This window comes from Kitasatospora sp. NPDC086801, assembly GCF_044745805.1.
Classification (GTDB): domain Bacteria; phylum Actinomycetota; class Actinomycetes; order Streptomycetales; family Streptomycetaceae; genus Kitasatospora.
Genome location: NZ_JBIVAX010000020.1, coordinates 101,603 through 113,810 on the forward strand (window position 1 = coordinate 101,603; position 12,208 = coordinate 113,810).

Below are 12,208 nucleotides of genomic sequence, written 5' to 3' on the forward strand. Positions count from 1 at the left end.
TGCCCACCCGTGAAGTCCAGGTTTCGGCTGATTCGCGCCGACGCGGAGGCCGGCGATGATTCCCGGACAGAATCAAAGATTACCGTAACTAACGACTTTTGTCCTGTGTTGAAGACGGTCGAACTTCGGGAAGTGGTTCAGACCACTCTCCGGATCGGTCCGGTTCAGGACCAGAACGCGGCCAGCGCCTCGGCCGTGGCGGCCGGGCGTTCGGCGTTGGGGGAGTGGCCGGCGTCCTCGACGACCACCCGGCGGGCTCCCAGGCGCTCCGCCATCCGGGTCTGCTCCGGCACCGGCCAGGCGTAGTCCCGCGCCCCGGACAGCACCAGCACCGGCAGCCCGGCGGTGGCGGCGGCCAGCTCCGCCACCCGATCCGGCGCGGCGACCAGGTGGCCGCCGGTGACGCTCAGCGACAGCGGCACGTTGGCCAGCCAGCGGCGGTGCAGGAACTCCGCGACGGCCGGCTCCGGGCGCTGCTTCCGGTCCCCGCTGCCCTCCTCCATCTGCCGCATGACCTGCCAGATCTCCTCCAGGCTCAGGACCGGCAGCACGTCCAGCAGCAGCTTGGTGCGGGCCGCCTCGGCCGGGTCGATCGCGCCCGGGCCGGTGGACATCAGGGTCAGCGAACGCCACGGCGACGGGCCGTCCACGGCCGCGGCCAGCACCGCCTCCCGGACCACCTGTCCGCCGAGGGAGTGCCCCAGCAGGTGCGGCGGCCCGCCGCCGTCGGCGGCCACGGCCTCGGTGAGCGCCCGGACGTCCGCGCCCAGCGCCGCGACGGTGTACGCGTCCGGGTCGTCCGGGCCGTCGGTCTCGTACTGACCGCGCTGGTCGACGGCGGTCACCCGGTAGCCGGCCGCCGCCAGTGGCTCCAGCAGGGCGATGAAGTCCTCCTTGCTGCCGGTGAAGCCCGGCACCAGCAGCGCCGAGCCGCGCACCGGACCGTCCGGCTCGGCCCGCAGCGCGGCGAAGGCGCCGCGGCTGGTCGACAGTCGCAGTGCCCGGGCGCAGCGGGGGAGGGTGAGGAACGGCGGCGTGCTCATGGGCTGCTCTCCTACGGGCGACTGGCCGGTAACCCCGAGCCTATCCAGGCTGCGGGGGAACACCGGAACGCGGAACACCGGAACGACGGAGGGGGCGGGGTGCGTCAGCTCTCCGGGGTGGCCTCCGGTGCGGCGGCGGCCTTGCGGGCCCGGGTGCGCTTGCGCGGGGCCGGGACCTCGGTCGCGGCGTCGGCGGCCGGAGCCTCCGGAGCCGCCGGGGCGGTCGCGGCCTCGGCCTTGGGCTTGCGGGTGCGGGTCCGGGTGGCGGGCTTCTCCGCGATGACGGTCTCGGCGGCCGGGGCCTCGGCGGGGGCCTCGACGGCCTCCGCCTTGGGCTTGCGGGTGCGGGTCCGGGTGGCGGGCTTCTCCGCGACGACGGTCTCGACGACGACGGCCTCGACGGCGGGGGCCTCGACGGCCTCCGCCTTCGGCTTGCGGGTACGCGTCCGGCGGGCGGCGGGCTTCTCCGCGACGACCGCCTCGACGACCGCCTCGACGACCGCCTCGGCGGCGGCCACGACGGCCTCGGCGGCCGGGGCCTCGGCGACCGGAGCCACCGCGGCGGTCTCGGTCACCGCGACGGCCTCGGCCACCACGGCGGCCTCGCCGGCGGCGGCGCCGCGCGAACGGCGGCGCCGGCGGCGCGGGGCCGCCTCGCCCTCGGTGCCCTCGACGGCCGGGGCCGCGGGGGCCTCGACGACGGTCCCGGCCTCGCCCTCGGCGACCGCCGAGCCCCGCCGGGTGCGGCGGCGCTCACGGGTGCGGCGCGGCTTCTCCTCGGTCGCCACGGCGGCCTCGGGGGCGCCGGTGCGGCCGGCGCCGCTGCGCGGGCTCTTGGCCCGGACGGTGCGCGCACCGCGCCCGCCGGTCTCGCCGAGGTCCTCGACCTCCTCCGCGCCGAGCCCGGCCCGGGTCCGCTCCGAACGCGGCAGCACACCCTTGGTGCCCGGCGCGATCTTCAGCAGCTCGTACAGGTGCGGCGAGGTGGAGTAGGTCTCCTCCGGGTCGTTGAAGGTCAGCTCCAGCGCCTTGTTGATCAGCTGCCAGCGCGGGATGTCGTCCCAGTCGACCAGGGTGACGGCGGTGCCCGAGGCGCCGGCCCGGCCGGTGCGGCCGATCCGGTGCAGGTAGGTCTTCTCGTCCTCGGGGCACTGGTAGTTGACCACGTGCGTGACGCCCTCGACGTCGATGCCGCGGGCGGCGACGTCGGTGCAGACCAGCACGTCGACCTTGCCGTTGCGGAACGCGCGCAGCGCCTGCTCGCGGGCGCCCTGGCCGAGGTCGCCGTGGACGGCGCCGGCCGCGAAGCCGCGCTGGGTCAGCTGGTCGGAGACGTCGGCGGCGGTGCGCTTGGTCCGGCAGAAGATCATCGCCAGCCCGCGGCCGTCGGCCTGCAGGATGCGCGAGACGAGCTCGACCTTGTCCAGCGAGTGCGCGCGGAAGATGTGCTGCTCGGTGTTGGCGACGGTGGTGCCGGTGTCGTCCGGGGCGGCGGCCCGGATGTGGGTCGGCTGGCTCATGTACCGGCGGGCGAGGCTGATCACCTGGCCCGGCATGGTGGCCGAGAACAGCAGGGTCTGCCGCTTGGCGGGCAGCATGGTGATGATCTTCTCGACGTCCGGCAGGAAGCCGAGGTCGAGCATCTCGTCGGCCTCGTCCAGGACCAGCGAGCGGACCTGGGAGAGGTTCAGCTTCTTCTGACCGGCCAGGTCCAGCAGCCGGCCCGGGGTGCCGACCACGATGTCGACGCCCTTGGTGAGCGCCTCGACCTGCGGCTCGTACGCGCGGCCGCCGTAGACGGCCAGGACGCGCACGTTGCGGACCTTGCCGGCGGTCTGCAGGTCGTTGGTGACCTGGGTGCAGAGCTCGCGCGTCGGGACGACGATCAGCGCCTGCGGGCAGTTGGTGAGCTGCTCCTCGGTGGCCCGGCCGGCGTCCACGTCGGCGCGCACGACGACCCGCTCGATCAGCGGGAGGCCGAAGCCGAGGGTCTTGCCGGTGCCGGTCTTGGCCTGGCCGATGACGTCGTGGCCGGTCAGCGCGACCGGGAGGGTCATCTCCTGGATCGGGAAGGGGTGGACGATGCCGACGGCCTCAAGGGCCTCGACGGTCTCCGGGAGGATTCCCAGGTCCCGGAACGTCGTCTTGATGGGTTCAGCGGTGGTGGACAGGGTGCTGCCTCTTCCGTGTGAAAGGGGCCGAGAGCGAGCGGCGGGCGGGCAGCCGCACGGCTGCGTACGGGCCTGGCGGCCCTGATGCAGCTGAGCGGACGCACAACCGCGCCGGTCCCTGCGGCCGGCCGGTGCGCGCTGCCCGGTGCGGGGCGCGTCGCCGGCGGCGTCGGGGAGGATTCCCGTGAGGGACCTGCGCGGGACCTTCGCCAGGGGGCGCGGTCTCGGCGGCCCTCGCTCGGCCACTGATGCGGTGCCAAGGCTTGAAGTCCAAGCCATGGTCGGAGCCGATCGGCTCTCCGACCGGGCATCCGCGTACGTGAGTACCCGTGGCTCCGGTGCGGACACGTCCGGATGGACGGTGCCGCTTCGGAGCGGGCTTGCGTGGGGCACCGAGACGGCGGTGACACCGTGCAAGCACGACGGGGCTCCGTACCACCATACAGTCAGGCGACGACTCGAACACGTGACGCGTCTGACATTGCCCCTTCCGACCCGGTCCGGAAGGAGTGTTCCGGCCGGTCACCCGGGTGACCGGCCGGCGGCCGGTCGGGGTGGGGGCCCCGGGTGGGCGGGACTAAGGTGGCGGGTCATGGAGACCCATGGTGAGACGCAGGACGCCACGGCCGGCTCGATCGGGGACTGGGCCGCGTGCTCGGCCGACCCCGGCTACCGGGCGGCGGTGCTGGATCTGCTCGGCGCGCTCGCCTACGGCGAGCTGAGCGCCTTCGAGCGGCTCGCCGAGGACGCCAAGCTGGCGCCGGGCCTGGCCGACAAGGCGGCCCTGGCCCGGATGGCCTCCGCCGAGTTCCAGCACTACCAGCGTCTGCACGACCGGCTCGCCGAGATCGGCGCCGACCCGCAGGAGGCGATGCGCCCGTTCGTCGAGCCGCTGGAGCTGTTCCACCGGATGACCGCGCCCTCGGACTGGCTGGAGGGCCTGGTCAAGGCCTACGTCGGCGACGCCATCGCGACCGACTTCTACCGCGAGGTCGCCGTCCGGCTCGACGACGACACCCGCGACCTGGTGCTCGGCGTCATGTCCGACACCGGGCACGCCCAGTTCGCGGTGGACAAGGTGCGCCAGGCCATCGAGGCCGATCCGCGCTCCGGCGGCCGGCTCGCGCTGTGGGGCCGACGGCTGATGGGCGAGGCGCTCAGCCAGGCCCAGCGGGTGGTCGCCGAGCGGGACGCGCTGTCCAACCTGCTGGTCGGCGGCGTCCAGGTGCAGGGCTTCGACCTGGTCGAGGTCGGCAAGATGTTCAACCGGATCACCGAGGCGCACACCCGGCGGATGGCCGCCCTGGGCCTGGCCAGCTAAGACCTTGGGGGTCAGGCCGGCCGGTGCCGCCGCGTGCGGTGGACGCCGGCCCGGTGCGGGTGGTGCCGGTGCGCCGGGGCCCGCCCGGCGGCCAGGTCCGGTCGGGCCAGCGTCACGGTCAGCACCGCCGAGGCCACCGCCGCGGCCGCGATCGACACCGCCGGATAGCGCCCGTCCAGGCAGAACTGCGCCACCACCCCGCCGAGCAGTGCCGCCGCCAGGGCGGTGCCCAGGGTCAGGGTGCGGGCCGCCCGGAAGTACGCGGGCCGCGTCAGCAGTGCGACCAGGCCCGTGGCCAGGCCGACGAGGGCGAAGGCGATCGACTCGACCAGCAAAACTGCCTCCCCGGGGACGGGCGCGCGGCGCCGACGGCCGCACTGTCGCCGTACCCCGGCCCGCCCGGCCGTACACGCAACGGTGCCCCGCTCCCTGGGGGAGCGGGGCACCGGGTGAGCAGTCCGGGCGTCGCCTCAGGCGGTGCCGAAGCCGACCTTGCGGGCGGCCTGCTCGCCGATCTCCACGTACGCCAGGCGCTCGGCCGGGACGATGACGCGGCGGCCGTGCTCGTCGGTCAGCGCGAAGAGCTTCTCCGAACCCTCCAGCGCCTTGGCGATCGCGCTCTGGATCTCATCGGCACTCTGCGTGCTCTCGATCACGATCTCGCGCGGCGTGTTCTGCACGCCGATCTTGACCTCCACGGCTTCCGTCCCTCCGGGGTTGCAGCCTCCACGCGCGGACACCCGACCGCCTGGGACAAGCGTTCGCGACGACCGCGCCGTACGGCTTCACCATAGAGCACGGGATCACCGCGGCGACGAAGGTCGGTGGATCACCCCTGCTCGGGGGCCTCCCCGCCCTCCGAGGTCGGGTGCATCGGGAAGCCCTTGAGGCCGCGCCAGGCCAGGCTGGCGACCAGCCGCACCGCCTCGTCGCGGGGGATCTCCAGGCCCTGCGACAGCCAGTACCGGGCGGTGATCTGGGCCAGGCCGCAGACCCCGGCGGCGAGCAGCTTGGACTCCGCCTCCGGCAGGTCGGTGTCCTCCTGGATCACCTGGCTGACCAGCGTCGCGCTCGCCTCGGAGGCCCGCTCGACCCGCTCGCGCACGGCCGGTTCGTTGGTCAGGTCCGACTCGAAGACCAGCCGGAACGCGCCGGACTCGCTGGAGACGTAGTTGAAGTACGCCTCCATCGTCGCGGCCACCCGCAGCTTGTTGTCGGTGGTCGTCGACAGCGCGTCCCGGGTCGACTCGACCAGGGCGTCGCAGTGCTTGTCCAGCAGTGCCAGGTACAGCTCCAGCTTCCCGGGGAAGTGCTGGTACAGCACCGGCTTGCTGACCCCGGCGCGGTCGGCGATGTCGTCCATGGCGGCCGCGTGGTAACCCTGCGCGACGAACACCTCCTGGGCGGCACCGAGCAGTTGTTCACGGCGGGCGCTTCGCGGCAGGCGGGCACCGCGCGGGCGCTCCTGCGCCTCCTGGATGGCCGTCACGGCGCTCCTCACTTCGGTTGTTCGGGGCTGGCAAGAGGGCCGATTCTACTTTTCGGTAACCGCTTCCGCGTTCGGCGGGAGTGAGAAAGGTCCGAGGCCTCCTTGTCAGGAGCCCACAATACGGCGCTGACCTCGGCGTCGGCAGTGGTGTGACAGGGGTCGGAACGGCCGTCTGACCGCCGGAACCCGGGCCCCGTGACGCACCGCAGCGGCAGCGTCGCCGACCGTGCCGCGCCAGGTCCTGCCCGGCCGATCCTGGCGGGGATCCCCGTGCTTCGGCGAGGGGGAGTCAGCACCATCGTCCGCCATGAGGAGGGAGGCCGCCGGGCGAGGGCCGGTCGCGCGGACCGCCCGGTAACGGCATGGTTCGGGGCGAGGTCACGCCCGTTCACTCGTTCAGGTGGCAACCAGGCATGTGACCGATGGATTGCCCGGGCCCGGTCCTACCTTTCTGCTGTCGGACCGAACAGGTGTGGGGGAGGCCGCGGACGCCGGGGAAATCCGGAGGGCGGCCGCACCCAGGGGGCCCGGCGGGTCGGGCCCGATCCGCCGGAACGGGCGTGCGCCCGGGGGAACGGATCGCGGGAGGGGCGCGGCCGGACCGTCGGGCCGGACGGCCGCACCGCCGCTCGGTGGTGCCCCGCCCCGGGGAGCGTCGCGGTGTCGTACCCGGCCGACCGGACTCCTCGTCCCCGGACCGTCCCCGCCGCCGTGCGGGGCCGCCCCGGTGACCACTCAAGCCGCTCAAGCCATCCGTCGATCCGCCCGACCGTGATCCGCTCTGCCCTGGAGGTCTCCCGTGCGCATCGCCCTGCTCACCGAGGGTGCCCGTTCACATCCCCAGCGCGGTGCCGGAGGCTGGTGCGACCGGCTGGCCGTGGGCCTGCCGGAGCACGAGTTCGGGCTGTACCTGCTGGCCGACCAGGGCGGCCCGGGCGCCGCCGGGCGGCTGTCGCCCGCCTGGCGCGGGGTGCGCGAGCTGGCGCTGTGGGGGCACCGGCCGGGCGGTCGGGTGCCGGGCGCGCTGCGCAGACGCCAGTACGCCCGGGCGTACGAGGACCTGGTCAGAGCCCTGGTGCTGCCGGGGGAGCGGGCCGGCTTCGGGGCCGGGCTGTACCGGCTGGCCGCCCTCGCCCGGGAGGACGGCACGCTGCCCGCCTTCCTCGGCTCCGCGCACGCCCGGCGCACCCTGGAGCGGGTCTGGCGGCTGCCGGGCGCGGACACCTCGGCCGGGCAGCCGCTGGTCCGCGACGTGCTGGTCGCCGCGGACCTGCTGGAGCAGTGCCTGCGGCCGCTGTCCGCGTCCTGGTACGGCACCGGGCCCGACGGCCTCGGCGGCGCCGACCTGTGCCACGTGGTCGGCGGCGGCCCCGCGGCGCTGCCCGCGCTGGTGGCCCGGTACCTGCACGGGGTGCCGTTCGTGGTCACCGAGCACGGCCTGCACCTGCGCGAGCAGTACCTCGGCCAGCGCGAGGCGCCGTACCGGTGGCCGGTCCGGGCGCTGCTGCTGTCGTACTTCCGGGCGCTCACCGAGGAGACCTACCGGCAGGCGGCCGTCCTGACCCCCGGCAGCGCCCACGACCAGCAGTGGCAGCGCCGCTGCGGGGCCGACCCGGCGCGCACCCGGGTGGTGTACGAGGGGACGCCCGCGGTGGCCCGCCCGGCGGCCGGCCCCGAGCCCGCCGTACCGACCCTGGTGTGGGCGGGCGCGCTGGAGCCGGGGCGGGACGCCGAACTGATGCTGCACGCCTTCGCCCGGGTGCGCGCCGACCTGCCGCGGGCCCGGCTGGTGATCCACGGCGAGGAGGCCGCCCCCGGCTACCGGGCGCACTGCGCGGCGCTCGCCGAGCGGCTGGGGCTGACCGCGGCGGTGGACTTCGCCGGGCGGCCCGGCTCGCTCGCCGAGGTCTGGGAGGGCGGCACGCTGGCCGTCTTCTCCGCGCTGTCCCAGCGCAGCCCCCGGCTGCTCGCGGACGCGATGCTCAGCGGCCGGGCGGTGGTGTCCACCGACGTCGGGGTGGCCCGCGAGGTGGTCGGGCCGACCGGGCTGCTGGTGCCCGCCCGGGACCCGCGCGCGCTGGCCGGCGCCTGCCTGGCGCTGCTGCGCGACGAGGAGCGGCGCGCCCGGCTCGGGCTGGCCGGACGGCTGCGGGCGCAGGAACGCTTCGCCGTGGAGCCGGTGATCGGCGCCTTCCGGGAGATCTACCTGGAACTGGTCTCGCAGTACCCGGCCTTCCCCGGCGGCGGGGCCGGCGGCGCGGCCGGGGAGCCGCCGCGCCCGTTCGCCCGGCCCGCCGAGTACTGGCTCGCCGACGGCCGCCGCGCGCCGGACGGGCGGGCCGCCCCGGACGGCCGGGATGGCAGGGATGGTCCGGATGGCAGGGACGGTCAGGACGCGCCGGCCGGCCCCGACGGCCGCCACGGCACCGGGGCCGCCGGGCCGACCGGGCCGACCGGGCCCGCCCGGCCGGAGGACGAGGGCGGCGACGCCGGCGCGCAAGACCGCCCCGGCGCCCTCGCGGAGGCCGTCTGATGGCGGGCGGCGCGGCGGTGGGCGGCCCCGGGCGCCCGGTGGGGGACCCGGTACGCGAGGTGATGGCCGAGCACCGGGCGCTGTGCGAGCGGGCCGTCGACCCGCTGGAGATTGCCGCCGGGCTGGAGGAGGCCGGGCTCGGGCCGGAGGCCGCCGCGCGCTGCCGGCACGCCGACCTGTTCTCCCTCGCCGAGGAGCTGTACGCGCGGGTGCCCCGCCGCCCGCCCGCACCGGAGCCGCCGCGCGGCCGGGAGTGCGCCGCCGCCACCCGGGCGACGCTGACCGCCGCCGCGCTGGCCGCGCTGCCCTGCGCGGCCGTGGTCGCGCTCGGCGCCCGCTGGCCGGTGCTGCTGCCGGCCGCCGTCCCGCTGGTGCTGGCGCCCGCGCTGGCCGCGGACCCGCCGGCCGAGCCCGGCCCGCCGTGCACCGGCCCCTGCCGCGCGGCGGACGGGCTGGGCCCGGCGCGGCGCCCGCGCCGGGTCGGCTCCCGGTGGAGCCCGGCGGCGCTGGGGTACGGGCTGGGCCTGGCCGCGCTGCTGCTGCTCCCGCTGGCCGCGGCGGACGGGGACCGGCGGCTGACCGCCGCGCTGGTGCTGGCCGGGGCGGTGTCGGCCGGATCGGCCGAGCGGGCGGCCCGCTGGTACCGGCAGGTCGGCCGCGGCCATCTCGGCGCGGCGGCCACGCTGGCCGAGTTCCGGGCCCGGATGCGGCCGGTGCTCCCGGTGGCGGTCGCCCTGCACCTGGCGGTGCTCACGGTGCTGACCTTCGCCGCGCTGGCGGTGCTGACCGTCGTCGCGCCGCGCCCCGGGCCGGGCCACGGCGGGGGCCTGCTGCACCTGGCGGCCGAGCGGGCCGGCGCCGCGCAGTGGGCGGCGCAGGGCGTGCTGGGCCTGCTGCTGGTGCTGCCCGCGCTGCTGGCCCGCTGCGGCCGGACGGCGGCCGCCGCGGCGGGGGCGCTGGCCGGCCCCGCCGCGACGCTCGGGCTGCTCGCCCTGGGCCGCTCCGGTCCGACGGCCGGGCTGCTCGGCGGCGGTGCGGTCGCCGCGGTGCTGCTGGCGTACGCCTGGGCCGTGCTCGGCCGGGCCGGCTCGCACCGCTGAGCCCCCGCCCGCCGGTGCCGGGCCCCGGTGCCGGTCCCCTCTCTCGTTGCTCTCAGTCCGCTGTTGATTTCAGTCCGCCAGGTCGTCCCCGACCTCGCTTCGTGGAAGGACGCCCCCGATGAGGGTGCTGCTGCTGGGCGCCGACGGCTTCATCGGCCGCCGGGTCACCGATCGTCTGCTCATGGACCAGGAGTTGCAGGTGACGGTGCTCGGCCGGCGCGACTCGGCCGACATCCGCTTCGACCTGACCACCGGAAGCCCGGGCGCGCTGGCCCGGTTCCTGGACGCGGTCGCGCCGCAGGTGGTGATCAACTGCGCGGGCGCCACCTACGGCAGCTCGCGCACCCTGATCCGGTCGAACACGCTGGCCGTCGCCACCGTCTGCGAGGCGATCCGGCGCAGCCGGGAGCCGGCCCGGCTGGTGCACGTCGGCTCGGCCGCCGAGTACGGGCCGGTGCCGGGCGGGGTGCCGGTGTCGGAGCAGGCCGAACCGCGGCCGGTCGGCCCGTACGGGGTGTCCAAGCTGGCCGGGACGGAGCTGGTGCTGGCCTCGGGCCTGGACGCGGCGGTGCTGCGGGTGTTCGACGTGGTGGGCCCGGGGGCGCCGACCGCCTCGCTGTTCGGGCGGCTCGCGGAGGGGCTGCGGCGGGCCCTGGAACGGGACGAGGCCCAGGTGCGGATGCCAGACCTGTCCGGATACCGGGATTTCGTGGACGTGCGGGACGTCGCGCGGGCGATCCAGGCGGCGGCGGTGTCGGCCGCCACCGGGGTGGTCAACATCGGCAGCGGGCACGCCGTCCGGGCCCGGGACGCGGCCCAGCTGCTGGTCCGGGCGTCCGGCTTCGAGGGGGCGATCGTGGAGGAGAACCGGCAGGTCCTGCTGCCCGCGCAGGCCGGCGGCCCGGGCGGCGACCACCTGCCCGGCCACCACCTGCCGGGCCACCGTGCGGAGGGCCACCGGCCGGAGGGCCGGGTCGCGGCGGGGGAGCCGGTGCCGTGGCGGCAGGCGGACGTGCGCACCGCCCGGGACCGTCTCGGCTGGCGGACACAGGTGCCGCTGGAGGAGTCGCTCGGGGACGTCTGGCTGGAGACGGCCTGCCGGGTCTGAGCGGTCACCGGAAGGCGCCCCGGGCCTGGCGGCACAGGCCGGGGGCGCCTTCCGGGGGCCCGGCGGGCGGTCCCACGATCCGGCGCAGCCCGTCTCGCCCATCGGACGAGCTGTCTCGGAATACCGGAGGGGCATGACACTGTTGGCGTAAGGAGCCACCCGTGTGGCGGCGCAGCAACCACCATGAGGCTGGCCCTGGCCACCCGAACCAGACACCCATCGGAGTCCCCGTGTCGTTGCCACCCCTGGTCGAGCCGGCCGACGAGCTCACCGTTGACGAGGTCCGCAGGTACTCCCGCCACCTGATCATCCCCGACGTGGGCATGGCCGGGCAGAAGCGGCTGAAGAACGCCAAGGTGCTGTGCGTCGGCGCCGGCGGCCTGGGCTCGCCCGCGCTGATGTACCTGGCCGCGGCCGGTGTCGGCACGCTGGGCATCGTCGAGTTCGACGTGGTCGACGAGTCGAACCTGCAGCGCCAGATCATCCACGGCCAGTCGGACGTGGGCCGCTCCAAGGCGGAGTCGGCGCGGGACTCGGTCAAGGAGATCAACCCCTACGTCGACGTGATCCTCCACGAGGAGCGCCTCGACAACTCCAACGTCATGGAGATCTTCTCCGGCTACGACCTGATCGTGGACGGCACCGACAACTTCGCCACCCGCTACCTGGTGAACGACGCCGCGGTGCTGCTCGGCAAGCCGTACGTGTGGGGCTCGATCTACCGCTTCGACGGCCAGGCCAGCGTGTTCTGGGCCGAGCACGGCCCCTGCTACCGCTGCCTCTACCCGGAGGCCCCGCCGGCGGGCATGGTCCCCTCCTGCGCCGAGGGCGGCGTGCTGGGCGTGCTGTGCGCGTCCATCGGCTCGATCCAGGTCACCGAGGCGATCAAGCTGCTGGCTGGCGTGGGCGACCCGCTGGTCGGCCGGCTGATGATCTACGACGCCCTGGAGATGAACTACCGCCAGGTGAAGGTCCGCAAGGACCCGAACTGCGCCGTCTGCTCCGAGAACCCGACGGTCACCGAGCTGATCGACTACGAGGCCTTCTGCGGCGTCGTGTCGGACGAGGCGCAGGCCGCCGCCGCCGGTTCGACCATCACCTCGGCGCAGCTCAAGCAGTGGCAGGACGACAAGGAGGACATCTTCCTGATCGACGTCCGCGAGCCCGGCGAGTACGAGATCGTCAACATCCCCGGCGCGGTGCTGATCCCGAAGAACGAGTTCCTCATGGGCGACGCCCTGGAGAAGCTGCCGCAGGACCGCAAGATCGTGCTGCACTGCAAGTCGGGCGTCCGCTCGGCCGAGGTGCTGGCCGTGGTCAAGGCGGCGGGCTTCGCCAACGCCGTCCACCTGGGCGGCGGCGTGCTCGGCTGGGTCAACCAGATCGAGCCGCACAAGCCGGTCTACTAGGTCGTGCACCGCGCAGGCTAGGTCGTCCACCGCG

At 75.4% G+C, this 12,208-nt stretch carries 10 protein-coding genes; 5 read left to right on the forward strand and 5 right to left on the reverse strand.

From position 1 onward, the window contains the following. Positions 1–164: 164 nt before the first annotated feature. Together ACIPLC_RS21700 and ACIPLC_RS21705 are read right to left on the reverse strand one after the other, a co-directional pair. A complete protein-coding gene (locus ACIPLC_RS21700) occupies positions 165–1,043 on the reverse strand; it encodes an alpha/beta fold hydrolase (RefSeq protein WP_400474631.1) in 879 nt (292 codons plus the stop codon). Positions 1,044–1,147: 104 nt separating this feature from the next. Further along, on the reverse strand, positions 1,148–3,100 hold the full coding sequence (locus tag ACIPLC_RS21705) for a DEAD/DEAH box helicase (protein ID WP_400474632.1): 1,953 nt from the start codon (positions 3,098–3,100) through the stop codon (positions 1,148–1,150). Positions 3,101–3,806: 706 nt separating this feature from the next. On the opposite strand from ACIPLC_RS21705, the gene ACIPLC_RS21710 reads away from it, so the two are divergent. Beyond that, entirely contained in the window at positions 3,807–4,535 is a 729-nt protein-coding gene (locus ACIPLC_RS21710) for a ferritin-like fold-containing protein (RefSeq protein WP_400474633.1), read from the forward strand. A gap of 11 nt (positions 4,536–4,546) precedes the next feature. Here the strand turns inward: ACIPLC_RS21710 and ACIPLC_RS21715 are convergent, their stop codons facing one another. The 3 genes from ACIPLC_RS21715 to ACIPLC_RS21725 all read right to left on the reverse strand — a co-directional run bounded on the left by ACIPLC_RS21715 (position 4,547) and on the right by ACIPLC_RS21725 (position 6,024). Then, entirely contained in the window at positions 4,547–4,870 is a 324-nt protein-coding gene (locus ACIPLC_RS21715) for a hypothetical protein (RefSeq protein WP_400474634.1), read from the reverse strand. A 135-nt stretch (positions 4,871–5,005) separates the two neighbouring features. Continuing rightward, positions 5,006–5,233, reverse strand: a complete 228-nt coding sequence (locus ACIPLC_RS21720) for a DUF3107 domain-containing protein (RefSeq protein ID WP_063347919.1) — start codon at positions 5,231–5,233, stop codon at positions 5,006–5,008. A gap of 131 nt (positions 5,234–5,364) precedes the next feature. Continuing rightward, positions 5,365–6,024, reverse strand: a complete 660-nt coding sequence (locus tag ACIPLC_RS21725; RefSeq protein WP_400474635.1) for a TetR/AcrR family transcriptional regulator — start codon at positions 6,022–6,024, stop codon at positions 5,365–5,367. A 799-nt stretch (positions 6,025–6,823) separates the two neighbouring features. Between ACIPLC_RS21725 and ACIPLC_RS21730 the strand changes: the two genes are divergently transcribed. The 4 genes from ACIPLC_RS21730 (at position 6,824) to moeZ (ending at position 12,174) form a co-directional block, all read left to right on the forward strand. Next, positions 6,824–8,557, forward strand: coding sequence for a DUF3492 domain-containing protein (locus ACIPLC_RS21730; protein ID WP_400474636.1), 1,734 nt, complete (start codon positions 6,824–6,826; stop codon positions 8,555–8,557). Further along, a complete protein-coding gene (locus ACIPLC_RS21735) occupies positions 8,557–9,657 on the forward strand; it encodes a hypothetical protein (RefSeq protein WP_400474637.1) in 1,101 nt (366 codons plus the stop codon). Before ACIPLC_RS21730 ends, ACIPLC_RS21735 begins: the two co-directional genes overlap by 1 nt. 118 nt (positions 9,658–9,775) lie before the next feature. Then, positions 9,776–10,765, forward strand: coding sequence for an NAD-dependent epimerase/dehydratase family protein (locus ACIPLC_RS21740; protein WP_400474638.1), 990 nt, complete (start codon positions 9,776–9,778; stop codon positions 10,763–10,765). Between the two features lie 230 nt (positions 10,766–10,995). Continuing rightward, positions 10,996–12,174, forward strand: coding sequence for an adenylyltransferase/sulfurtransferase MoeZ (moeZ, locus tag ACIPLC_RS21745; protein WP_400474639.1), 1,179 nt, complete (start codon positions 10,996–10,998; stop codon positions 12,172–12,174). The last annotated feature ends 34 nt before the right edge of the window (positions 12,175–12,208 follow it).

Excerpts from the sequence above, each read along its gene's own strand:
- ACIPLC_RS21700 (WP_400474631.1), bottom strand. The coding sequence starts at position 1,043 with ATGAGCACGCCGCCGTTCCTCACCCTCCCCCGCTGCGCCCGGGCACTG.
- ACIPLC_RS21705 (WP_400474632.1), bottom strand. The coding sequence starts at position 3,100 with ATGACCCTCCCGGTCGCGCTGACCGGCCACGACGTCATCGGCCAGGCC.
- ACIPLC_RS21710 (WP_400474633.1), top strand. The coding sequence starts at position 3,807 with ATGGAGACCCATGGTGAGACGCAGGACGCCACGGCCGGCTCGATCGGG.
- ACIPLC_RS21735 (WP_400474637.1), top strand. The coding sequence starts at position 8,557 with ATGGCGGGCGGCGCGGCGGTGGGCGGCCCCGGGCGCCCGGTGGGGGAC.
- ACIPLC_RS21740 (WP_400474638.1), top strand. The coding sequence starts at position 9,776 with ATGAGGGTGCTGCTGCTGGGCGCCGACGGCTTCATCGGCCGCCGGGTC.